Origin of the sequence: uncultured Aquabacterium sp. (assembly GCF_913773725.1) — a bacterium.
Classification (GTDB): domain Bacteria; phylum Pseudomonadota; class Gammaproteobacteria; order Burkholderiales; family Burkholderiaceae_C; genus Aquabacterium.
In genome coordinates this window covers 1-22,333 of record NZ_CAJYGK010000029.1, presented here as the reverse complement: position 1 = coordinate 22,333, position 22,333 = coordinate 1, and the positions used below count along the sequence as shown (strand labels likewise).

Annotated in this window: 19 protein-coding genes; 12 read left to right on the top strand and 7 right to left on the bottom strand. The window is 65.9% G+C overall.

The features are described from left to right. Positions 1 to 2 precede the first annotated feature (2 nt). The 3 genes from QZ709_RS02950 to QZ709_RS02940 all read left to right on the top strand — a co-directional run bounded on the left by QZ709_RS02950 (position 3) and on the right by QZ709_RS02940 (position 2,482). The gene (locus QZ709_RS02950) at positions 3 to 1,160 is read left to right on the top strand and encodes a DegT/DnrJ/EryC1/StrS family aminotransferase (RefSeq protein ID WP_294635854.1); all 1,158 of its coding nucleotides are present in this window, start codon (positions 3 to 5) and stop codon (positions 1,158 to 1,160) included. A 149-nt stretch (positions 1,161 to 1,309) separates the two neighbouring features. Beyond that, positions 1,310 to 2,107 (top strand): SIR2 family protein, encoded by a 798-nt coding sequence (locus QZ709_RS02945; protein WP_294635868.1) that lies wholly within the window; start codon positions 1,310 to 1,312, stop codon positions 2,105 to 2,107. A 69-nt stretch (positions 2,108 to 2,176) separates the two neighbouring features. Next, on the top strand, positions 2,177 to 2,482 hold the full coding sequence (locus QZ709_RS02940; RefSeq protein WP_294635853.1) for a 2Fe-2S iron-sulfur cluster-binding protein: 306 nt from the start codon (positions 2,177 to 2,179) through the stop codon (positions 2,480 to 2,482). Here QZ709_RS02940 and QZ709_RS02935 read toward each other — a convergent pair whose 3' ends face one another. From QZ709_RS02935 to QZ709_RS02915, 5 genes are all read right to left on the bottom strand, one after another. Beyond that, positions 2,483 to 3,040, bottom strand: coding sequence for a hemerythrin domain-containing protein (locus QZ709_RS02935; RefSeq protein WP_294635852.1), 558 nt, complete (start codon positions 3,038 to 3,040; stop codon positions 2,483 to 2,485). It abuts the gene before it with no gap. Positions 3,041 to 3,154: 114 nt separating this feature from the next. Next, on the bottom strand, positions 3,155 to 3,880 hold the full coding sequence (locus QZ709_RS02930) for a hypothetical protein (RefSeq protein WP_294635851.1): 726 nt from the start codon (positions 3,878 to 3,880) through the stop codon (positions 3,155 to 3,157). Between the two features lie 119 nt (positions 3,881 to 3,999). Beyond that, entirely contained in the window at positions 4,000 to 4,692 is a 693-nt protein-coding gene (locus QZ709_RS02925; RefSeq protein WP_294635850.1) for a hypothetical protein, read from the bottom strand. A gap of 285 nt (positions 4,693 to 4,977) precedes the next feature. Continuing rightward, positions 4,978 to 5,670, bottom strand: coding sequence for a hypothetical protein (locus tag QZ709_RS02920; protein ID WP_294635849.1), 693 nt, complete (start codon positions 5,668 to 5,670; stop codon positions 4,978 to 4,980). A 209-nt stretch (positions 5,671 to 5,879) separates the two neighbouring features. Next, a complete protein-coding gene (locus QZ709_RS02915) occupies positions 5,880 to 6,488 on the bottom strand; it encodes a hypothetical protein (protein WP_294635848.1) in 609 nt (202 codons plus the stop codon). 457 nt (positions 6,489 to 6,945) lie between these two features. Between QZ709_RS02915 and nifH the strand changes: the two genes are divergently transcribed. From nifH to QZ709_RS02890, 5 genes are all read left to right on the top strand, one after another. Further along, complete coding sequence (gene nifH, locus QZ709_RS02910; RefSeq protein ID WP_294635847.1) at positions 6,946 to 7,824, top strand: nitrogenase iron protein; 879 nt, start codon at positions 6,946 to 6,948, stop codon at positions 7,822 to 7,824. A 153-nt stretch (positions 7,825 to 7,977) separates the two neighbouring features. Beyond that, positions 7,978 to 9,438, top strand: coding sequence for a nitrogenase molybdenum-iron protein alpha chain (gene nifD / locus QZ709_RS02905; protein ID WP_294635846.1), 1,461 nt, complete (start codon positions 7,978 to 7,980; stop codon positions 9,436 to 9,438). 77 nt (positions 9,439 to 9,515) lie between these two features. Continuing rightward, positions 9,516 to 11,072 carry a nitrogenase molybdenum-iron protein subunit beta gene (gene nifK, locus QZ709_RS02900; RefSeq protein ID WP_294635845.1) on the top strand — a complete coding sequence of 519 codons (1,557 nt, stop codon included), beginning with the start codon at positions 9,516 to 9,518 and terminating at the stop codon, positions 11,070 to 11,072. A 39-nt stretch (positions 11,073 to 11,111) separates the two neighbouring features. After that, on the top strand, positions 11,112 to 11,432 hold the full coding sequence (locus QZ709_RS02895; protein ID WP_294635844.1) for a hypothetical protein: 321 nt from the start codon (positions 11,112 to 11,114) through the stop codon (positions 11,430 to 11,432). Between the two features lie 9 nt (positions 11,433 to 11,441). Further along, positions 11,442 to 11,942, top strand: a complete 501-nt coding sequence (locus QZ709_RS02890) for a hypothetical protein (RefSeq protein ID WP_294635843.1) — start codon at positions 11,442 to 11,444, stop codon at positions 11,940 to 11,942. A 30-nt stretch (positions 11,943 to 11,972) separates the two neighbouring features. On the opposite strand, the gene QZ709_RS02885 is transcribed toward QZ709_RS02890, so the two are convergent. Then, on the bottom strand, positions 11,973 to 12,437 hold the full coding sequence (locus tag QZ709_RS02885) for a DUF1854 domain-containing protein (protein WP_294635842.1): 465 nt from the start codon (positions 12,435 to 12,437) through the stop codon (positions 11,973 to 11,975). Positions 12,438 to 12,450: 13 nt separating this feature from the next. Next, positions 12,451 to 14,745: an ABC transporter ATP-binding protein gene (locus QZ709_RS02880; RefSeq protein WP_294635841.1), complete on the bottom strand. Its 2,295-nt coding sequence runs from the start codon at positions 14,743 to 14,745 to the stop codon at positions 12,451 to 12,453. A gap of 140 nt (positions 14,746 to 14,885) precedes the next feature. Here QZ709_RS02880 and cphA (QZ709_RS02875) point away from each other — a divergent pair, with 140 nt between their 5' ends. From cphA (QZ709_RS02875) to nifN, 4 genes are all read left to right on the top strand, one after another. Next, positions 14,886 to 17,099, top strand: a complete 2,214-nt coding sequence (gene cphA / locus QZ709_RS02875; protein ID WP_294635840.1) for a cyanophycin synthetase — start codon at positions 14,886 to 14,888, stop codon at positions 17,097 to 17,099. A gap of 37 nt (positions 17,100 to 17,136) precedes the next feature. After that, positions 17,137 to 19,716: a cyanophycin synthetase gene (gene cphA, locus QZ709_RS02870; protein ID WP_294635839.1), complete on the top strand. Its 2,580-nt coding sequence runs from the start codon at positions 17,137 to 17,139 to the stop codon at positions 19,714 to 19,716. Positions 19,717 to 19,870: 154 nt separating this feature from the next. Beyond that, positions 19,871 to 21,283 (top strand): nitrogenase iron-molybdenum cofactor biosynthesis protein NifE, encoded by a 1,413-nt coding sequence (nifE, locus tag QZ709_RS02865; protein ID WP_294635838.1) that lies wholly within the window; start codon positions 19,871 to 19,873, stop codon positions 21,281 to 21,283. 12 nt (positions 21,284 to 21,295) lie between these two features. Next, the coding region (gene nifN, locus QZ709_RS02860) for a nitrogenase iron-molybdenum cofactor biosynthesis protein NifN (RefSeq protein WP_294635837.1) at positions 21,296 to 22,333 on the top strand (1,038 nt) is incomplete at its 3' end.

Here is a 22,333-nt window from a genome sequence, read left to right as displayed (position 1 = left end):
CCATGGACGCAGAACTGGTCGACCTCATCACCTTGTCGGATCCGGACATGTCGCCTTCCGAGCTGGAGCAGGTCGTCCTGACCTTGCGCAGCAGCCAGCTCTCCAGTGGCGCCATGGTCGAGACGTTCGAGCAGGCCTTTGCCGCCTGGCTGGGGCGGCCTCACGCCGTGGCCGTCAACAGCGGCACGCTGGGCCTGGTGCTGGTGCTGCGCGCGCTCGAGATCGGTCCGGGCGACGAGGTCATCACCTCGGGCTATGCCTGGCACCAGATCGCGCACGCCATCACGCTGGTGGGCGCCACGCCGGTGATCGCCGACATCGACTACTGGTCTCACAGCGTGGATCCCGTGCAGGCCGCGGCCCGCATCGGCCCGCGCACCCGGGCCATCCTGGCCACCAACGTCAACGGCCACCCCGCGCCGTGGCGCGCGCTGCGTGAGCTGGCCGACCGCCACGATCTGATCCTGATTGAAGACAGCACCGAGGCCATCGGCTCGCGCTACCTGGGCCAGCCCGTCGGCACCTTCGGTGACGTGGCCCTGTTCGATTTCAGCCAGCCTTCGGCCCTGTGCTGCGGGCAAGGGGCGATGGTGGTCACGCACAGCAGCAGGCTGGCCAGCGAAGTGGCCTATCTGCGCGAGCGCAAGGCCCGCGACCGGGGCTCCGTGTCCGTGGGCAGCCGTGTGCCCTGGGGGGCCATCATGGGCGAGCTGGACGCCGCGGTGGGCGTGGCCCAGCTGCAGCGCATCGATGGCATCCTGGCTCGGCGCAAGCAGGTGGAGACCTGGTACCACACCGAGATGCAGAGCTTCGAAGGCATCAAGCCGCCTTACATCGCCGACGAGGTCGATGAGGTTCACTGGATGAGCTACAAGGTTCATCTGGGCAAGCGCTTCACGGCCAGCGCCCGCAACCAGATCATCGAAGACATGGACAGCCACGCGGTCGAGACCGCCTCGTGGTGTCTGCCGCTGCACCAGCAGTTTCACTACCAGCAGCTGGGCTATCGGCGCACGCAGTTTCCCAACACCGAGCGCATTGCCGACCGCTCGCTGGCCTTGCCGTTTCACGCGCACCTGGGCCAGGACGAGGTCCGGTTCATCGTCAAGACGCTCAAGGACACGTCCGTGAACGTGGGCGCTGGTGCGGCCATCTACTGAACGCGAGCGCGCCCCGCGCGCTGCGATCCCCATTCCCCTTCAAGCCCTCAGGAACCGACATGAACGACCTGGCCCTGCCCGAATCCGATGCGCCCGTCCTGGAGCGCCCAGCCGATGTCCACGCCCTTGTTGCCGATCTGGTGGCCGGCATGAAGCAAGGCCGCGTGCTGCCCTACCTGGGACCAGGTGTGCTGTCGCTCTCATCCGATGTGCCGGTGCCCGCCACGCCCGAGGCCTTGGTGGCGCAGCTCACGGCCAAGGCCACGGTGCCGCACAAGATCCGCAACCGCCTCACGCAGGCGGCGCAGTTCATCGAGAACTTCAAGCACCGCAAGAGCGTGGTGCAGTTGATGAACGAAGCGTTCCAGGCGGTGCCCCAGCCCAGCGCCCTGCACACCTGGCTGGCCCGCATCGCGCCGCCCATGGTGGTCGAGAGCTGGTATGACGACACCTTCACACGGGCTTGCGCTGCACAGCGCCCTCAAGGCGACTGGGGGCAGGTGCAGGGGCTGTCGCAGTCCGAGCACTTCAGCACCTGGGCGGCCTTCTACGATGCCCGCGGCGAGCGGCTCAAGGATCCCACGCCGGCCACGGCCTGGCGCACGCTGGTCTACCGGCCCATTGGCGGACGCTCGCCCGCCGGCAACTACCTGGTGTCGGACAGCGACTACGTCGAGGTGCTGACCGAGATCGACATCCAGACGCCCATCCCGGCCGAGGTGCAGCGCCGACGTCAGGGGCGTGGCTTCCTCTTCCTTGGCTGCCGCTTCAACGATCAGCTGACCCGCACCTTTGCGCGCCAGATCATGAAGCGGTCCAGCGACCAGCACTGGGCCGTGCTGCCCGAAGAGCCCACCCGCATGGAAGCCCGCTTCCTGGAAGAGCAGGGCATCTGCCGCATTCCACTGCCCTTGGCCGAGGTGGCTGCGCTCATCTGTGCCGGGTGATCCGCTCCTGGCGCGCGACGGCCATCCGGCATACCCATCCCACTTCCATCCCCAGACCAGGAGAAGACCATGACCGTGCTCACGATCCAGCCTCAGGGCATCACCTTTGCCGCCACGCCGGGCATGAGCCTGCTTGACGCCATCAAGGCCGCAGGTGTGGCCCTGATCACGCAGTGCAACGGCAAGGGCCAATGCGGCGCCTGCCATCTGTTCGTTCAGGAAGGGCGCAAAAGCCTGTCCAAGATCCAGCGTGCCGAAAACGAGAAGCTCGACACCATCGTCGGCGTCGGCTCCAAATCGCGGCTGGCCTGTCAGGCCGTGCTGGGCGAGGAGCCCGTCGCCGTCGAACTCCTCGGCTTCAAGTCCGGTTTCTGATCAGATCCTGTCGCGGCGGCGCTGCGCCATTTCACGGCCGATGCCCTGCAGGTCCCACTCCGCGATGCGGGCCTTGGCCTCGGGATAGATCAGCGACTCTTCCAGCGCCAGGTGGTCCTGGTACAGCTGTACGAACACGGGCACCGCAAGCGTGAGCTGGTCGATGTTGTACCAGTTGTAGCCCGCAGCGATCGACTCGATCTGCGGCGCCAGCTCGAGCCAGTCTTCCTCGATCCAGCCGTGGTCCTGCTGCAGGCGCAGCGTGTGGCGGATGAGGTCATCGTCGCCACTGCGCAGCATGGCGGGGAAAACGTGCTTTTCCTCGTCGATGTGGTGCTGACGGGCCGTGTCCATGAAGAAGTGGAAGATGGCCCGTGCCATCTCCTGGGCTTGCGCGTCCACCCCGCGGGTCTCCTGCAGGTGACTCACCAGATCCTGCAGCTTCTGCAAGGCCGTCACCATCTGCTGGTGGCAGGCGTCGAGCACATCGAACGGCTGGATCGGGCGACCACGGGGCGTGGTGCTTTGCAGGGGAGCGGCAATGACGGTGGCGGGCATGATGGCCTCCTATGGGTCGATGACAGAACGCATTTCGACCTGATTCTGAGCGCCCCCCTCCGGCGTGCCTTGCGCCATGTCAAGGCTTGTCCCGCCCTCGTCACCCGCGCCGGTTCACTCCTCGCCGCTGGTGTACCAGCGCTGTGCTTCGTCCATGCCCTTGTCCAGGCGCTCCTGGGTGCGTTCGCCTGCGGGCAGAGCCTGCCATTCGAGGAAGGCTTCGGCGCGCTTGCGCATGAAGGCGGTCACGCGGTCCTTGTCTGCCAGCTGCTTCTCGTCCGACGGCTGCGGTGCCACGGTCCCCAGCTTCTGCGTCCATTCGTCGATGCGCTGCTGGCGTTTCACCTCATCGGGCTCGAGGTCGCCGAGCAGGACAGTGCCCATCAGCACGGCTTCCATGCCGGTGAACTCGCCTTTCGCCACACGGTCGGGCAACTGGGCCAGCAACTGTTCCGCAAGCTGGTGCCGCGCGGCCACGTTCTTCGAATCGATCGTCGACTGCCAGAACTCGAAGTCATGCTGGTAACGCACATAGCTGGCAATGCGCAGGGCCTCGGTGCGCGGGTCCGGTTGGCGTTTCAGGGCGGCATTGAGCGCCTGCCACTCGTCTGGCTGGATGTGGATGGGACGGCCATCCGGCGTGAGGCTGTCTTGCGCCGAGGCAAAGGGCGACGTGACGGTGCTGTCGGCCTGCGCCTGCGCGCCAGGTGCCGATGCCGATTCCTGTGCCGGTGGCGCATCTGAGCGGAAGTAGGCCCACAGCCCGCCCCCGGCAATGGCCGCCACCACGGCGACGAGCAGCAGACGTTGGGTGGGTCTTGATTGCTGGTAGGTGATCATGGTCGGTCGCACAAAAAAGGATGATCCGGCGATCCTGGAGTGCAGAGGTTCCAGGAAGGCCGGATCACATTTTGACTTTGGCTGGCGTGCGATGCACGCCAGTGGCATCGGCGAGACGCTCAGTCAGCAGGAACGTAAGGCTTGGTCGAGACAGGCGTCGAGCGCAGCTTGGTCGAAATGTCCTGGGTCAGGGTGCCGAAACGCAGCGAGGTCAGCAGCGGCACGACGAAGTCGGGCAGCTTCAGGTTGACACGGTACAGCTCACGGGCTTCCGGCGTGAGGGCCAGGTCGCCCAGCACTTCGTGGCCGGTGATGGTCAGCGGGAACTTGTACTTCAGGCCCAACGGGGTCAGGGTCTGGAAGTTGAAGATCGGCAGCTGCTTCTTGGTGACGCCATAGGCGGTCGCATCGGCCAGCACCTGCTTGGTGGTGTAGTTGATGGTGAAGTTGGCCAGCGTCAGGCGCGTAGCGACTTCTTCGCCGGTTTCCTCGTCTTCCCCGATGCGGTCGAACTGCAGGGCCGAGCCTTGCGCCGTACCCGACAGGATCTTCAGCAGCGGGCTGATGGTGATGCTGGTGACTGGCAGGGTAAAGGAGTTGACCTTGTCGGCGTTGGCGAAAGCCGTGCCTTTGGCCGAGACCTTGATGCCGACCTGACGGAAGTTCTGGTTGGCTTCAATAGAGAAGTCCTGGACCGAATTCGCCACGAAGGCGTTGACCGGGATGGCGATGCCACCGGCCGAAGCCGTGACGGCGGTACCCGCCAGAACGGCGGAGATGGCGGCAGAACGGAAAACTTGGGACAGGCTCACGGTGCGCTCCTTTGTCGTTAGTCGAACCTCGCGAAACGGTTCGATCCATGGGCTCTATCTTCACCGTGATGGGGGAAGGGCCCCTCCCCCCTGAGTCGAGGGCGGGGCCGTGCAAATGGCACATTTGCTGCCATTCCAAGGGAAAGCCGCTAGCTTCTCTGATGCCTTGCTTTAAGGGTTATCCGCAGGCTTGGGGGAATCCCGGTACCCCATCGGACCGCCCCGGTCGGGGGCTGTGAAGGTGGGGCGTCGCCCCGCGCCGCGGTCCGATGGAGGGGCGCCAGTTCAGTTGGCGACGTAGGGGGCGGTGGGCACCGCCGGGCTGCGCGACTTGGTGCTGATGTCGTTGACGATGGTGCCGAAATCGGTGGTGTCCAGCAGGGGGATCACGAACGAGGGCAGCTTCAGCGCGCTGATGAACAGGCTCTTGGCTTCCGGCGTCAGGAAGAGCTTGCTGAGCTCTTCATGACCCGTGATCGTCAGCGGGAACACGTACTTCAACTTGAGCGCCTCGTTCACCGTGAAGCTGTACAGCGGCATCTGGGGGATGGTGGTGCCGCCCTTCGGGGTGGCATCGGCCAGCACCAGATTGCGTGTGTAGTCGATCTTGAAGTTCGCCAGGGTCAGCGTGACGGCCACTTCCTCGCCGGTCTCTTCGTCTTCGCCGATGCGGTCGAGTTGGAGGGCGGAGCCCACTGCGGCGCCCGAGGCCACCTTGAGGTTGGACCCGATGGTGATGGTGGTGATCGGCAGGTTGTAGGCGCCCTTGACGTTGGCGACGGCCGTGGCGTTGCCCAGCGCGGTGAACGTGACGCCCACCTGACGGAACTGGCTTTGCGCAAAAGTCGAGAAGGTCTGGACCGAGTTGGCCTGCTTGTTGGCCACGTTCAGGGTCAGGCCGGCTGCGGAGGCGGCGCCGGCGCCGAGTGCCAGGGTGAGGGCGGCGACGGTCATGCGGAAGCGAGGGCTGGCGATCATGATGGGACTCCTTCGGGCTGTGCTCGTCAAACGCCGAGCGTTGTTGGTGTGGTGTTAATCGTGCACCGACAGACCGAAATGCGCCCCCCGCGGATCCGGGGGCGTTCGCCCGTTGATCGCGTCAAATCACGTCATCTCGCGGGAAAACCTCCAGGATGGATTCGTGCCACGCCCAAGGGCTTGCCCTAGGCGAGGCAGAAGGAGGGGAGTCAGACCGGGCGGTTCTCGTTCGGGTTGCGCACCGGGCCCATCAGCGACAGGCCTTCGCTGTAGGTGATGGTGTCGAACGTCACGTCGTACTTCATCGCTGCATTGGCGATGGCGTCGAGCTTGGCCGCGGTGTCCAGCCGCTTGAGTTCGTTCTTTTCGAGGTAGAGCAGCTCGAGCAGTTCGTTGTAGACCGTGGCTTCGTCGATGGGCAGCACATAGAACATCGCGCCTTTATAGGGCACCTGGTACTTCTTGCTGAGGTCGATGTTGTTGCAGAACAGGAAGTACTTTCCTCCCGCGCTCAGCGCCGGGCCCAACACATCGGCGACGTCCTTGAGGTGCTCGAACGACAGCAGGTAGCCCGCAAAGAAGGGAATGGTGGGCTCGCCGGCCTGGGCCACGGCCATCACCTGGTCGCAGGTGAGCTCGGGGGGACGCGCCTCGTCGGCAAGCTGCTCCGAAAAGCGCAGTGCCAGTTCTCCGCGGAAGCCAAAGCGGCCCGGCTGATGGGTGGGCGCCTTGTGTACCGGGTTCTGGAGGCGCTTGGCCGACTCCAGGGGCCCGAAGGCGGTCTGTTCGATGGTGGGCTTCTCAAGGGTGACGGTCATGGTCGGTCCTTTGTGGCGATGGGCAGGAGGCGTCCGCGTCAGGCTCATTCACTGAGCGAGCTGAACAGCGCAGTGCTCTGGCTGCAAGGGCCATACCAGTGTGAAACGCTGGGGCAAGAGGGTCACGGGCCTGCCCATGCGACGGACCTGCTTGGGGGCGTGTCGGCGCGGCCCCTCGACCGTGTGTCGTTCCCGACGTGCTGTGCGGTTTTGTCGCCTTTCCCACATGCCCGCCGTGAGGGTGAAACCGCCGTCGCAGGGCTTCTTCCTGAGGGGGGATCCAGGGGAAGGCCCCGTCGCCGGTGCATGGCACGGACGTTGCGGTAGAGGGCATGCGCAGACCATGTCTGGCCAGAGTGTGACGGCAGAAGAAGACCGATAGACGGCACCGAAGGCTCTCCAGGGTCGCGACTTCGCAACCTGCTTTCAAACCTCAGTTTTTAATTGGAGAACTGCAATGTCCCTCAGACAGATTGCCTTCTACGGCAAGGGTGGTATCGGCAAGTCGACCACGTCCCAGAACACCCTGGCTGCCCTGGCCGAAATGGGTCAGAAGATCCTGATCGTCGGCTGCGACCCCAAGGCCGACTCCACCCGGCTGATCCTGCACGCAAAGGCTCAGGACACGATCCTGTCGCTGGCCGCCGAAGCCGGTTCGGTGGAAGACCTGGAGATCGAAGACGTCATGAAGATCGGCTTCCGCGACATCCGTTGCGTGGAGTCCGGTGGCCCCGAGCCGGGCGTCGGCTGTGCCGGCCGCGGTGTGATCACCTCGATCAACTTCCTGGAAGAAAACGGCGCCTATGACGGCGTGGACTATGTGTCCTACGACGTGCTGGGTGACGTGGTGTGCGGCGGCTTCGCCATGCCCATCCGCGAGAACAAGGCCCAGGAAATCTACATCGTCATGTCGGGCGAGATGATGGCCATGTACGCGGCCAACAACATTTCCAAGGGCATTCTGAAGTACGCCAACAGCGGTGGCGTGCGCCTGGGTGGTCTGGTCTGCAACGAGCGCAAGACCGACAAGGAGCTGGAACTGGCCGAGTCGCTGGCCAAGAAGCTGGGCACCACGCTGATCCACTTCGTGCCGCGCGACAACATCGTGCAGCACGCCGAGCTGCGCCGCATGACCGTGATCGAGTACGCACCGGACTCCAAGCAGGCTGGCGAGTACCGCAACCTGGCGACCAAGGTGCACGGTAATGCCGGCAAGGGCATCATCCCGACCCCCATCACCATGGACGAACTGGAAGACCTGCTGATGGAGCACGGGATCATGCAGGCCGTCGATGAGTCGCAGGTCGGCAAGACCGCAGCCGAGCTGGTCGCCTGACGCCAGCACCGCCCGGGAGGGCGGTGGCGCGGTCCACGCGGGCCGCGCCCCGCGCGCCCGGGCCCCGGGGAACGCCGTCGCGCAGGACGTGAGCACAAGAAGACCTGACGAGCTCTCCACGGACCCCTTTGAATCCACACACGGAGTCGCACCATGAGCATGACTGTTGAAGAACGCAAGGCCACCAACAAGGCCTTGATCGATGAAGTCCTGAAGGCCTATCCGGAGAAGATGGCCAAGAAGCGCGCCAAGCACCTGGGCACCTTTGAAGAAGGCAGGCCGGACTGCGGCGTGAAGTCCAACATCAAGTCGCTCCCAGGTGTGATGACCATCCGGGGCTGCGCCTATGCCGGCTCCAAGGGGGTGGTGTGGGGCCCGATCAAGGACATGATCCACATCTCGCACGGGCCGGTGGGCTGCGGGCAGTACAGCTGGGCGGCCCGTCGCAACTACTACATCGGCATGACGGGGGTGGACACCTTCGTCACCATGCAGTTCACGTCGGACTTCCAGGAAAAGGACATCGTCTTCGGCGGCGACAAGAAGCTGGAAAAGATCGTCGACGAGATCCAGGAGCTGTTCCCGCTGAACAAGGGCATCTCGGTGCAGTCGGAGTGTCCGATCGGCCTCATCGGCGATGACATCGAGGCCGTGTCGAAGAAGAAGTCCAAGGAGTACGACAACCACACCATCGTGCCGGTGCGCTGCGAAGGCTTCCGGGGTGTGTCGCAATCGCTGGGCCACCACATTGCCAACGACGCCATCCGTGACTGGGTGTTCGACGGCAAGACCCGCAAGGAACACGAGTTCGTGCCCACGCCGTACGACGTGGCCATCATCGGCGACTACAACATCGGCGGGGATGCGTGGTCGAGCCGCATCCTGCTGGAAGAGATGGGGCTGCGCGTGATCGCTCAGTGGTCCGGTGACGGCACGATTGCCGAGCTGGAGAACACGCCCAAGGCCAAGCTCAACGTGCTGCACTGCTACCGCTCGATGAACTACATCAGCCGGCACATGGAAGAGAAGTACGGCATCCCATGGGTCGAGTACAACTTCTTCGGGCCGTCGATGATCGAGAAGTCGCTGCGGGAGATCGCCGCCCACTTCGACGACACGATCAAGGCCAAGGCCGAAGAGGTGATCGCGAAGTACAAGCCGCTGATGCAGGCCGTGATCGACAAGTACAAGCCGCGCCTGCAGGGCAAGAAGGTGATGCTGTTCGTGGGCGGCCTGCGTCCGCGTCACGTCATCGGCGCGTACGAGGACCTGGGCATGGAGGTTGTGGGAACCGGCTACGAGTTCGGCCACAACGACGACTACCAGCGCACCACGCACTACATCAAGGACGGCACGCTGATCTACGACGACGTGACCGGCTACGAGTTCGAGAAGTTCGTCGAGAAGGTCCAGCCTGATCTCGTGGGCTCGGGCATCAAGGAAAAGTACGTGTTCCAGAAGATGGGCGTGCCGTTCCGCCAGATGCACAGCTGGGACTACTCCGGCCCTTATCACGGCTACGACGGCTTTGCCATCTTCGCGCGTGACATGGACATGGCGATCTCCAGCCCGATCTGGGGCCTGACCAAGGCGCCGTGGAAGCAAGCGGCCTGATGCCGACCCGGGGGTGACGGCCGAAGAGCGTGTCGTCCCCCTTCAACCCCGCGATTTCTGTTTTCCAGGAGAACACCATGCCGCAAAGCGCAGACAAGGTCCTTGACCACGAGTTCCTGTTCCGTGAACCGGAGTACCAGTCCATGCTCGAGGGCAAGAAGGCCTTCGAGTTCAACCACACCGATGACAAGATCAAGCAGATCATCGAGTGGACCAAGACCGAGGACTACAAGGAGAAGAACTTCAAGCGCGACTCCCTGGTCGTGAACCCCGCCAAGGCCTGTCAGCCGCTGGGCGCCGTCTTTGTGGCCAACGGCTTTGCGAAGACGATGTCCTTCGTGCATGGCTCACAGGGGTGCGTGGCCTACTATCGTTCGCACTTCTCGCGCCACTTCAAGGAGCCGACGTCTTGCGTGTCGTCGTCCATGACCGAAGATGCGGCGGTGTTCGGCGGCCTGAACAACATGATCGACGGGCTGGCCAACACCTACAACCTCTACCAGCCCGAGATGATCGCGGTGTCGACCACCTGCATGGCCGAGGTCATCGGGGACGACCTGGACGCCTTCATCAAGAACGCCAAGCAGAAGGGCTCGGTGCCGGCCGAGTTCGACGTGCCGTTTGCACACACGCCGGCCTTTGTGGGCAGCCACATCACCGGCTACGACAACGCCTTGCTCGGCATCCTGAAGCACTTCTGGGATGGCAAGTCCGGGGCTGGTGAAGCCTTGACCCGCGTGCCGAACGACTCGATCAACTTCATCGGCGGCTTCGATGGCTTCGTCGTCGGCAACATGAAGGAAATCCGGCGCATCTTCGGGCTGTTCGGCGTGGACTACACCGTGCTGTGCGATCCGTCCGAGGTGTGGAACACCCCCACCGACGGCGAGTTCCGCATGTATGAGGGCGGCACGACCAAGGCCGAGGTGGAGCGGGCGCTGCACGCGAAGGCGACCATCGTGATGCAGGAGTTCTGCTGCGAGAAGACCACCAAGTACCTGAAGGAAAAGGGCCAGGAGGTGGTGACGCTGAACTGCCCGGTGGGCGTGGCGGGCACCGACGAGTTCGTGATGGCCCTGTCGCGCCTGACCGGCAAGCCGGTGCCGGCCGAGCTCGAGAAGGAGCGCGGCCAGCTCGTGGACGCGATGGCCGACAGCCAGGCTCACCTGCACGGCAAGCGCTATGCGCTGTACGGCGACCCGGACCAGATGCTGGGCCTGAGCCGGTTCCTGCTGGAGCTGGGGGCCGAGCCGGCTCACGTGCTGGCCACCAACGGGGACGAGAAGTGGGCCGCACGCATGCAGGCCGTGTTCGATGCCTCGCCCTATGGCGCGGGCTGCAAGTCCTATCCCAAGCGCGATCTCTGGCACATGCGTTCGCTGCTGCACACCGAGCCGGTGGATTTCCTGATCGGCAACACCTACGGCAAGTACCTCGAGCGTGACACCGGGGCCCCGCTGATCCGAATGGTGTTCCCGATCTTCGACCGGCACCACTACCACCGCTATCCCACCTGGGGTTACGAGGGCGGGCTGCGCGTGCTGGTGAACCTGCTCGACGAGTACTTCGAAACGCTCGATGCGAACACCATCGTGCCGGGCAAGACCGACTACTCGTACGACATCATCCGCTGACCTTGGGCGGGCCGCCCGCTGTGTCGAGAAGGGGTATCCATGTCTGAAGCCGTGTATGTGAAGACGACGATGGACGGCCGCAAGGTCGAGGTGGTCGATGGCTGGCTCTGCCTCGGGGGCGTGCCGGAGGCCGACACCCTGGTTCCCCTGACCGAGCACCCCAACCGCCAGGCGATTGCGCGGGCGGTGCCGGGGGCCACGCACGTGGGTGGGCGGATTCCGCTGCGGCACGACGAGGCCGCGATTGCCCAGGGTGCGCTGGACGCGGCGCGGCGCACGTTCGACAACGACCCGGTGGCCATTGCCGAGCGCTTCCGCAAGGTGGCCTGGGCCAAGGCGGCGGCCGAAGGCGTCGAGTAGGGCTGCCCCATGATCTACGTGCTGGAAGTGCCCCACCAGGGCATGCCACGGTGCTGGTTCGCCTTTGATGCGGACGACCTGTTGCGCAAGACGGCAGAGGGAGACGAGCTCCATGCATGGGAGATCCATGATGTGAGCACGGCAGCGGAACTGCTGGACCTGGTGGGGCACGAAGGCCCGCCCGACGACGCGCGGGCGGCCTTTCCCGGCATCTGCCGGCTTGGAGACGAGTACGGCTGGGACCGGCCGCTGCACCGCGCCGACTACGTGCTGGGGCGGGGCGCCTACGAGCCGAACGCCGTGACGGTGGAGGACGCCTGCAGCGCCGCGTTGCAGGCGCGAACGGGCCCGGGTGGGACGCTGCAGACGGTGCGGGTGTACCGCTCCGACCCTGAGGCCGTTCTGGCCACGGAAGGGCAGGAGCCGCTGTTCGCGCAGCCCGGTGGCTGGCGCGCACTGCATGCCTTGCGCGCGCAGCTTCTTGCGCTCGACGTCGTCGCCGAGAACTGACGGGCAGCCGACGTCAGCGACCCGACCGGATCAGAGGAAGCGCTCGAGCAGCTTGCGCGAATGCCGGTCGAGTGCGGCCATGTCGCGGATCGCGAGGTTCAGGCCGTGGCTGGTGCCGATCAGCAGGCGACCGTTGCCCAGTCGGCGAATGTCGTCTTCGCTCTTGAGCACGACCTCGGTGGGACCCCGGTCGGTGTCGACATGCCAGGTGCTGGGCACCGAAAAGGTCGAGACCTCGCGGATGCGGGTGATGGTGGGCGTGAACTCGCGCACCGCCAACTCGGCTTCGATGGGCGCGCGCTGCGCTTCGGGCAGGGCGCTGAGGCGGGGAATCCACGCCAGTTCGTGGCCATCCGGGCCGATCAGGGAGAGGCCTTCGTCTGGCGCGGCAATCGGGAAGGCGCGCACCGGCACGACACCGACGTGGGGCACGCCGTCCGCGCCGGTGTAGACCAGCTTGCCAAAGGCGTCTCGGGTGATCTGGAAGTCGCTCATGTCGCGCTCGGTGTCAGGCCGGGTTCTCGGCGTTGGGAGAGGGCGGCTCGGCGTCCAGCAGGGCATCCTGCTCGGCCTTGCGCGCCTGGGCCTCGTACAGGCGCCAGTAGGCGCCCTGGCGGGCCATCAGTTCGTCATGGGGGCCCACCTCCACCACCTGGCCACGGTCCATCACCACCAGGCGGTCGGCCTTTCGCAGGGTGGACAGGCGGTGGGCAATCGCAATCGTCGTGCGGCCCTTGACCAGGTTGTCCAGTGCGCGCTGGATCTCCTTCTCGGTCTCGGTGTCCACGGCGGAGGTGGCCTCGTCCAGGATGAGGATCTTCGGGTCGATCAGCAGCGCGCGCGCAATACTGATGCGCTGTCGCTCGCCCCCCGACAGGCCCTGGCCGCGCTCACCGACCAGCGAGTCATACCCTTGCGGCAGGCGCAGGATGAACTCGTGGGCATGCGCAGCCCGGGCGGCGGCGATGATCTCGTCGCGGGTCGCATCGGGTTTGCCGTAGGCGATGTTCTCGGCAATCGTTCCGAAGAACAGGAAGGGCTCCTGCAGCACGAGGCCGATGTGCTGCCGGTAATCGGCCACGGCCACGCGGCGGATGTCGATGCCATCGACCTTGATGGCCCCGTCGGTGATGTCGTAGAAGCGGCAGATCAGGTTGACCAGCGTGCTCTTGCCGGAACCGGAGTGGCCCACGAGTCCGATCATTTCGCCCGGTCGGATGTCGAGGCTCAGGTTGCGGATGACCGAGCGGCTGCCGTAGCGAAAGGCGATCTGCTCCATGCGGATGCCGCCTTGCAGGGCCGGCAGTTTCACCGGGTTGGCCGGCTCAGGCACGTTCGAGACGTGGTCGAGGATGTCGAAGATGCGCTTGGCGCCAGCGGCGGCCTTCTGCGTGACCGAGACGATGCGGCTCATCGAGTCCAGCCGGCCGTAGAAGCGGCCGATGTAGGCGATGAAGGCGGTGAGCACCCCGACCGTGATGTCGTTTTCCGACACCAGCCAGATCCCGAAGGCCCACACCACCAGCAGCCCGATTTCGGTCAGCAGCGACACGGTGGGGGAGAACAGCGACCAGGTCTTGTTGAGCTTGTCGTTGACCTGCAGGTTGTACTGGTTGGCGGCCCGGAAGCGGTTGGCTTCGCGCTGCTCCTGGGCGAACGCCTTGACCACGCGGATGCCCGGAATGGTGTCGGCCAGCACGTTGGTGACCTCGCCCCAGACGCGGTCGATCTTCTCGAATCCGGTGCGCAGACGGTCGCGGACGAGGTGGATCAGCCAGGCGATGAAGGGCAGGGGCACCAGGGTGACCAGGGCCAGCCACGGGTTGATGGAGACCAGGATGGCCGCCGTCATCGCGATCATCAGCACGTCGGTGGCGAAATCGAGCGCATGCAGCGACAGAAAGACGTTGATGCGGTCGGTTTCCGAGCCGACGCGGTTCATCAGGTCGCCGGTGCGCTTGCTGCCGAAATAGTCCAGCGACAGGCGCAGCAGGTGCTCGTAGGTGGTGGTGCGCAGGTCGGCGCCAATGCGCTCGGACACCAGGGCCAGCAGGTAGGTGCGCGCCCAGCCGAGCGCCCAGGCCACCAGCGCGGAGCCCAGGAGCCCGCCGAGCAGCAGCAACACCAGGCTGGTGTCGATGGCCTGCCCGTTCTGGAACGGGATCAGCACCTTGTCCATCAGCGGCATGGTCAGGTAAGGCGGCACCAGCGTGGCGGCCGTGGAGGCCAGCGTCAGCAGGAAGCCGGCCAGCAGCTTGCCCTGGTAGGGCCGGGCGAAGCGCCACAGCCGCAGCAGCACCCAGGTCGAGGGCGGTGTCTGCAGCTCGCGGTGGCACACGGGGCACTCGTCGCTTTCCGGAGGCAGGGGCGCCTTGCAGCTCGGGCACTGGGCCTTGTCGTCCTCGGCCGGGGTCTCGCCGGTGTGCAGGGCAGCCTGGTGGCGCTCGAACTGTTCGATCAGCCGAACCACCTGAACCTGGTGTTCGAGTGTGAAATACCACACGGCCAGGCGCCCTTGCGCCGACACCAACTCCAGGGTGCCGACGCCGGCGTGGTCGTGGTGTTGCAGGGCCAGATCCGGGGTCAGGGGCCACGTCTGCCAGGGGGCGCCCGGCTGGGGGAGGGTGCCGATGCGCTGGTCGGAAAGGACAATGGAGGCCGTCTGAAAACGAAGTTGAGCGTTCAAGTCAACCTCAAGGCGACATAAAACGTTCTCTCCGGGTGCCAGCGACCAGTCCGAGCTGGCCAGATTCGTAACAGCCCGACGCCCGGTGGCGTCGTCAGCAGGATGGTGATGGTGCATGTTGATCCGTTGGCCCGACACAGGGGCCCCGCTTCGGCCCCTCGTGCGAGGTGTCGCATTTTGACCGAAGCAGCCTTCCCGGTGTCATCCGATCCATCTTTCTGCCTCGCCTGCACCCCCCTGCGCCCCCCTGTCGCCCCATGACCAAGAAGAACGACATCGCGCTCCTGCGCATCAACTACCTGCGTGGCCCCAACATCTGGACGTACCGCTCGGTGCTGGAGGTCTGGCTCGATCTGGGCGAGCTGGAGGATTGCCCCTCCAACACACTGCCGGGCTTCAACGATCGCCTGACGGCGTGGCTGCCGGCGCTGATCGAGCACCACTGCGGGGTGGGCGAGCGCGGCGGCTTTCTGCAGCGCCTGCAGGAAGGCACCTGGTGCGGGCACGTGCTGGAGCACATCGTGATCGAGCTGCTGAACCTGGCCGGCATGCCGACCGGCTTCGGGCAGACCCGCTCGACCAGCCGCCGCGGCGTGTACCGCATGGTGTTCCGGGCCCGCGACGAACAGGTGGCCCGTGTGGCCCTGCAGCAGGGCCACGCCCTCATCATGGCGGCCATCAACGACGAGCCCTTCGACGTCAAGGCCGCCGTCGAGCTGGTGCGCGAGCAGATCGACGACTGCTACCTGGGCCCGTCGACGGCGTCCATCGTCAATGCCGCGACCGACCGCGGCATTCCGCACATCCGCCTGAACGAAGGCAACCTGGTGCAGCTGGGCTATGGGGCGGCGCAACGCCGCATCTGGACGGCCGAGACCGACAAGACCAGCGCGATTGCCGAGGGCATTGCCGGCAACAAGGACCTGACCAAGACGCTGCTGAAAGCCTGTGGCGTGCCCGTGCCGGAAGGCGAGGTGGTGGACAGCCCTGAAGCAGCCTGGGACGCCGCCGAAGACATCGGCGTGCCGGTGGTGGTCAAGCCGCTCGACGGCAACCACGGGCGGGGTGTGTCGCTCGAATTGACCGAACGCGCCGACATCGAGGCCGCCTACAAGGTCGCCGAGGCCGAGGGCAGCGATGTCATCGTCGAGCGCTTCATCCCGGGTGACGAGCACCGGGTGCTGGTGGTCGGGGGCAAGGTGGTGGCGGCGGCCCGCGGCGAAAGCCTGTGGATCGTGGGCAACGGCCGCGACCCGGTGACCAAGCTCATCGACGACCAGCTCAACAGCGACCCGCGTCGTGGCGAGGCGGAGGAGTTCCCGCTCGAGACCATCATCCTGGAGCGCGAGCCCACGATGCGCCTGCTGCTGGAGCGCCAGGGGCTGGACGGCAGTTCGGTTCCCGCCGAGGGCCAGCGTGTGCTGGTGCAGCGCAACGGCAACGTCGCCATCGACTGCACCGACGACGTGCACCCCGACGTGGCCTACCAGTGTGGTCTGGCGGCCCGGGTGGTGGGCCTCGACATCGCTGGCATCGACCTGGTGGTGCAGGACATTTCCAAGCCGCTGGCGGCCCAGCGCGGCGCCATCGTGGAGGTCAATGCCGGCCCGGGCCTGCTGATGCACCTCAAGCCGGCCGAAGGGCTGCCGCGGCCGGTGGGCAAGGCCATTGCCGACCACCTGTTCGACGAGACCGAGACCGGCCGGGTGCCGATCGTCGGGGTGGCCGGCTCGGTCGGCACCAGCCAGATCGCCCGGCTGATTGCGTGGTTGCTGCACCTGAGCGGCAAGCACGTGGGCCTGGCGTGCCGCGACGGCCTGTTCCTGGGCACGCGCCGTGTCGAAGCCGGGGAGCGCGCCCACTTTGCCGCTGGCCAGCGCCTGCTGATGAACCGCGAGGTGAACGCCGTCGTCCTCGAGAACGGGGCGGCCAGCATCCTGAACGACGGCCTGGCCTATGACCGGTGCGCAGTGGGGGTGGTCACCGACCTGCTTGGTGCCGAGCCCCCTGTGGCACCTGCGCTGGCCGAGCACGACATCCACGAGCCGGAGCAGATGTTCAAGGTGCTGCGCACCCAGATCGATGTGGTGCTGTCCGACGGCGTCGGCGTGCTGAATGCCGCCGACCCGCGCCTGGTGGAGATGGCCGATCTGTGCGATGGCGAGGTGATCTTCTATGACACCGACCACGCCAACCCGGTGCTGGTGGCCCACCGTGCCAAGGGCGGGCGCACCGTGTCGGTGGACGGCCACCACGTGGTGCTGGGGCACAACGGCCACGTCATGGTGCCGTGTGCCGACCTGAACGGGGCGGCGGCGCGCCGGCTTGCCAGCACGGCGGCGGATCAGCCGCTCAGCGGGGCCAGCGTCCGGTCGCTTCTGGCGGCCGTGGCGGCGGCCTGGGCGCTGGGCATCTCGCCCGAACTCATCGGTGCCGGGCTCGAGACCTTCGATCCCGCCCCCAAGTCCTGAACACAAGAACAGGCCATTGCGCTAACGAGAGATCCTCATGGACGTGTCCCGTATCCGGGCCCTGCGTGGCCCCAACCTCTGGAGTCGCCACACCGCCATCGAAGCGGTGGTGGCATGTGAGCCTGCCGAGTGCAACATCGAGGCGCTCAGCGGTTTCGAAGCCCGATTGAGAGAGCTGTTCCCTGCAATGGGCCCCTTGCGGCCCGATGGCCGGCCCGGGCACATCAGCCTGGCCCATGTGCTGGAAACCGTGGCCCTGGCGCTGCAGGCTCAGGCCGGTTGCCCCGTGACCTTCAGCCGGACCTCGGCCACGGTGGAGTCGGGTGTGTTCCAGGTCGTGGTCGAGTACAGCGAGGAACCGGTGGGCAGGAAGGCCTTCGACCACGCGTTGAAGCTGGTCGAGGCGGCGCTGGGCGGGCAGCCGTTCGACGTGGATGCGGCGCTCGCGGAACTGCGTGAACTGGATGAGGATGTGCGCCTGGGCCCGAGCACCGGCTCGATCGTGGACGCGGCCGTGGTGCGTGGGATTCCGTATCGCCGCTTGACGCAAGGCAGCCTCGTGCAGTTTGGCTGGGGCAGCAAGCAGCGCCGGATCTGGGCCGCCGAGGTAGACAACACCAGTGCCGTGTCGGAGTCCATCGCGCAGGACAAGGACCTCACCAAGCGCCTGCTGGCCGCAGCCGGCGTGCCGGTGCCCAAGGGCCGTCCGGTCATCGACTTCGCCGACGCCTGCCAGGTGGCCACCGAGATCGGCTGGCCCGTGGTCGTCAAGCCCCGCGACGGCAATCAGGGCAAGGGCGTCACCGTCAACATCGTCAGCACCGACCACCTCGAGATCGCTTTCAAGGTGGCCGCCGAGTACGGTGAGGTGATGGTGGAGAGCTATCTGCCGGGCAACGACTTCCGCCTGCTGGTGGTGGGTGACCGCCTGGTGGCCGCGGCCCGCCGCGATCCGCCCCACGTGATCGGCGACGGCGTGCACACCATCCGCGAGCTGGTGGCCAAGGTCAACGAAGACCCGCGTCGCGGTGACGGCCACGCCACGTCGCTGACCAAGATCCGCATCGACGAGATCGCCGTGGCCCGGCTGCAGGTGCAGGGGTTGACGCCGGACGACGTGCCCGAGAAGGGGCGCCGCGTCATCATGCGCAACAACGCTAACCTGTCGACCGGCGGCACCGCGACCGATGTGACGGACGACGTGCATCCAGAAGTGGCCGCCCGTGCCATCGCGGCAGCGCAGTGCATCGGGCTCGAGATCTGCGGTGTGGACGTGCTGGCCGAAAGCGTGCATCGTCCGCTGGAAGAGCAGAACGGCGGCATCGTCGAGGTGAACGCGGCCCCGGGTCTGCGCATGCACCTGTCGCCGTCCTATGGCAAGGGCCGCAATGTGGGCGAAGCCGTGATCGCCAACCTGTACAAGGCGGGCGACGACGGGCGCATTCCCATCGTGGCGGTGACCGGCACCAATGGCAAGACGACGACGGCACGCCTGACCGCGCACCTGCTGGCCACCAACGGCCTGCGCGTGGGCATGACCAATACCGACGGCGTGTACGTGAATGGCCGCCAGATCGACAGTGGGGACTGCTCGGGTCCCAAGAGCGCACGCAACGTGCTGATGCACCCGGATGTGGACGCGGCGGTGTTCGAAACCGCACGGGGCGGCATCCTGCGCGAGGGGCTGGGCTTCGACCGCTGCGGTACGGCGGTCGTGACCAACATCGGCGCTGGCGACCACCTCGGTCTGAACTACATCACCACGGTGGAAGACCTGGCGGTGCTCAAGCGCGTGATCGTCATGAACGTGGCGCCCGAAGGCTACGCCGTGCTGAACGCGGCCGATCCCATCGTGGTGGCCATGGCGCCCAAGTGCCCGGGTGGCATCATCTTCTTCGCGCTGGACCCGCACAACCCGGTGCTGGCGGCACACCGTGCGCAGGGCAAGCGCACCCTGTGCGTGGACGAGGGGGCGATCGTCGTCTCGGAAGGCAGTTGGCGCGAGACCCTGCCGCTGCGCGACATTCCGCTTACACGCAACGGCACCATCGGTTTCCAGATCGAGAACGTCATGGCCTCGGTCGGCGCGGCCTGGAGTGCGGGTCTGGACTGGGAGGTCATCCGTGCCGGCCTGGCCAGTTTCGTGAACGACTCCGACAATGCACCGGGCCGCTTCAATGTGATGGACTACCGGGGCGCGACCGTGATCGCGGACTATGGCCACAACCCCGACGCGATGAAGGCGCTGGTGTCGGCGGTCAACGCCATTCCTGCCAAGCGGCGGTCGGTGGTGATCAGTGGCGCAGGCGACCGCCGCGACGAGGACATCCGGGACCAGACGGCCATTCTGGGCGAGGCCTTCGACGACTTCTTCCTCTATCAGGATGCTTGCCAGCGCGGACGCGAGGATGGCGAGGTGCTGGCGCTGCTGCGTGACGGCCTGAGCCGGGCGCAGCGCGTGCAGCATGTGGAGGAGATCCGCGGCGAGTTCGCGGCCATCGACACGGCCTTGTCGCGCCTGCAGCCGGGTGACCTCTGCCTGGTGCTGGTCGATCAGGTGGAAGAGGCGCTGGCCCACCTGGCCCGCCGCTGTGCCGAGGCCCCGGTGGGCGGTTGATGGCGTGTTCCTGACAGCCCGCTTGTCGGGTTTGTGGGGTTTTGAAGGGCTCGCTCAGGCGGGCCCTTTTGCTTAAGTTCTTGATTTGAAAGGGTTTCGGCGCTGGCATCGAAGCTGCAATGGACAGGGCAACCGCCTCAACCGGGAGCCCCTCATGTCCGTCTCGCTGAAACAGAAGATTGCCCAGGTCTTTGACGAGCCGGGCTGCGACAAGAACCAGGGCAAGACCGACAAGGCGCGCAAGAAGGGCTGCACCAAGCAGCTGTCGCCCGGTGCGGCCGCCGGGGGGTGCGCGTTTGACGGCGCCAAGATCGCGCTGCAGCCCATCGTGGACGTGGCCCACCTGGTGCACGGCCCGATCGCTTGCGAGGGCAACAGCTGGGACAACCGGCACAGCGCTTCTTCGGGCTCGATGCTGTACCGCTCGGGCTTCACCACCGACATCAACGAACTGGATGTGATCTACGGCGGTGAGAAACGCCTGTTCAGGTCGGTGCGGGAGATCATCGAGAAGTACGACCCGCCTGCCGTCTTTGTCTACCAGACCTGCGTGACCGCCCTGATCGGTGACGACATCGAGGCGGTGTGCAAGAAGGCGAGCGAGAAGTTCGGCAAGCCGGTGATCCCGGTCAACAGCCCGGGCTTTGCCGGCCCGAAGAACCTGGGCAACAAGCTGGGCGGCGAGGCCATCCTCGACCATGTGATCGGCACCCGGGAGCCGGCGTTCACCACCCCCTTCGACATCAACATCATCGGCGAGTACAACCTGTCGGGCGAGCTGTGGCAGATCCGGCCGCTGCTCGATGCGCTGGGGGTGCGCGTGCTGAGCTGCATCTCGGGCGACGGCCGCTACGACGAGGTCGCCAGCAGCCACCGCGCCAGGGTCAACATGATGGTGTGCTCGAAGTCGATGATCAACATCGCCACGCGCATGCAGCAGAAGTGGGGGATCCCGTACTTCGAAGGCTCGTTCTACGGCATCGGCGACATGAGCGACACGCTGCGCCAGATTGCCCGACTGCTGGTTCAGCAGGGCGCAGGCGCCGACCTGATCGACCGCACCGAGCGGCTCATCGAGGTGGAAGAAGCACGGGCCTGGAAGCGACTGGAGCCCTACCGCGCCCGGCTCAAGGGCAAGCGCGTGCTGCTGATCACCGGTGGGGTCAAGAGCTGGTCGGTGGTGTCTGCCTTGCAGGAAGTCGGCATGGAGATCGTCGGCACCTCGGTGAAGAAGTCCACCAAGGAAGACAAAGAGAAGATCAAGGAGATCATGGGCGACGACGCCCACATGATCGACGACATGACGCCGCGCGAGATGTACAACATGCTGCGCGACGCCCGGGCCGACATCATGCTGTCCGGCGGCCGCTCGCAGTTCATTGCGCTCAAGGCCCGCATGCCCTGGCTGGACATCAACCAGGAGCGGCATCACCCGTATGCCGGCTACGAAGGCATGGTGGAGCTGGTCGACGAGATCGACCGGGCCTTGCACAACCCGGTGTGGCAGCAGGTGCGCATTCCGGCGCCCTGGGATGAGGCCGATGCCGGGATGATGGCCCACGCCTGAAGGGACGACACCATGGCGAAGACGGTCGAATCGAAGAAGGCCTGCGCGGTCAACCCGCTCAAGATGAGCCAGCCGCTGGGCGCGAGCTATGCGTTCATGGGCCTGGACAGTTGCATGCCGGTCATGCATGGCTCACAAGGCTGCACCTCCTTCGGGCTCGTGCTGCTGGTGCGTCACTTCAAAGAGGCCATTCCGCTGCAGACCACGGCGATGAACGAGGTGACCACCATCCTCGGGGGCTACGAGAACATCGAGACCGCATTGCTGAACATCCACAAGCGGGCGGCGCCCCGCATCATCGCGCTGTGCTCGACCGGCCTGACCGAGACCAAGGGCGACGACGTGGACGGCTACCTGACGACGGTGCGGTCGCGCAAGCCGGAACTCGATGGCACGGCGCTGGTGTACGTGTCGACACCTGATTACGTCGGCGCATTCGAGGACGGCTGGAAGCACGCCGTGACGGCCATCGTGCGCCACCTTGTGCCCGAGACAGGCTCACCCGATGCGCCAGCGGCCGCGCTGGCCACGCAGGTCAACCTGTTACCCGGCTCTCACCTCACTCCCGGGGATCTGGAAGAGCTCAAGGAAATCATCGAGGCCTTCGGGCTGACCGTGATCACCTTGCCAGACGTCTCGGGGTCGCTGGATGGCCACATCCCACCTGACTGGCGCGGCACCACACTGGGCGGCACCTCTCACGACGACATCCTTCGCATGGGCGCGTCCGTCCTCACGCTGGCGGTGGGCGAGCAGATGCGCGAGGCCGCCGAAGCCCTGGAGCAGCGAACGGGGGTGCCGTACCGCTTGTTCGATCGGCTCACGGGCCTGGCCTGCAACGATGCCTTCCTGATGGCCCTGTCCGAACTCAGCGGCCGGCCCGTGCCTGCAAGGTACCGCCGTCAGCGCAGCCAGTTGCTGGACGCCATGCTGGACGGGCACTTCTATCTGGGCGGCAAGCGGGTGGCCATCGGCGCCGAGCCGGACCTGTTGCTGGCGGCGGGCTCGCTCCTGAACGAGATGGGGGCCGAGTTGCACACCGTGGTCACC

Coding starts and splice junctions, on each gene's coding strand:
- QZ709_RS02915 (WP_294635848.1), bottom strand. CDS start 6,488: ATGACCGTCACCCTTGAGAAGCCCACCATCGAACAGACCGCCTTCGGG.
- QZ709_RS02920 (WP_294635849.1), bottom strand. CDS start 5,670: ATGATCGCCAGCCCTCGCTTCCGCATGACCGTCGCCGCCCTCACCCTG.
- QZ709_RS02880 (WP_294635841.1), bottom strand. CDS start 14,745: ATGCACCATCACCATCCTGCTGACGACGCCACCGGGCGTCGGGCTGTT.
- QZ709_RS02885 (WP_294635842.1), bottom strand. CDS start 12,437: ATGAGCGACTTCCAGATCACCCGAGACGCCTTTGGCAAGCTGGTCTAC.
- cphA (WP_294635839.1), top strand. CDS start 17,137: ATGGACGTGTCCCGTATCCGGGCCCTGCGTGGCCCCAACCTCTGGAGT.
- QZ709_RS02940 (WP_294635853.1), top strand. CDS start 2,177: ATGACCGTGCTCACGATCCAGCCTCAGGGCATCACCTTTGCCGCCACG.
- QZ709_RS02950 (WP_294635854.1), top strand. CDS start 3: ATGGACGCAGAACTGGTCGACCTCATCACCTTGTCGGATCCGGACATG.
- nifH (WP_294635847.1), top strand. CDS start 6,946: ATGTCCCTCAGACAGATTGCCTTCTACGGCAAGGGTGGTATCGGCAAG.
- nifD (WP_294635846.1), top strand. CDS start 7,978: ATGAGCATGACTGTTGAAGAACGCAAGGCCACCAACAAGGCCTTGATC.
- QZ709_RS02890 (WP_294635843.1), top strand. CDS start 11,442: ATGATCTACGTGCTGGAAGTGCCCCACCAGGGCATGCCACGGTGCTGG.
- QZ709_RS02945 (WP_294635868.1), top strand. CDS start 1,310: ATGAAGCAAGGCCGCGTGCTGCCCTACCTGGGACCAGGTGTGCTGTCG.
- QZ709_RS02930 (WP_294635851.1), bottom strand. CDS start 3,880: ATGATCACCTACCAGCAATCAAGACCCACCCAACGTCTGCTGCTCGTC.
- nifK (WP_294635845.1), top strand. CDS start 9,516: ATGCCGCAAAGCGCAGACAAGGTCCTTGACCACGAGTTCCTGTTCCGT.
- nifE (WP_294635838.1), top strand. CDS start 19,871: ATGTCCGTCTCGCTGAAACAGAAGATTGCCCAGGTCTTTGACGAGCCG.
- QZ709_RS02895 (WP_294635844.1), top strand. CDS start 11,112: ATGTCTGAAGCCGTGTATGTGAAGACGACGATGGACGGCCGCAAGGTC.
- cphA (WP_294635840.1), top strand. CDS start 14,886: ATGACCAAGAAGAACGACATCGCGCTCCTGCGCATCAACTACCTGCGT.
- QZ709_RS02935 (WP_294635852.1), bottom strand. CDS start 3,040: ATGCCCGCCACCGTCATTGCCGCTCCCCTGCAAAGCACCACGCCCCGT.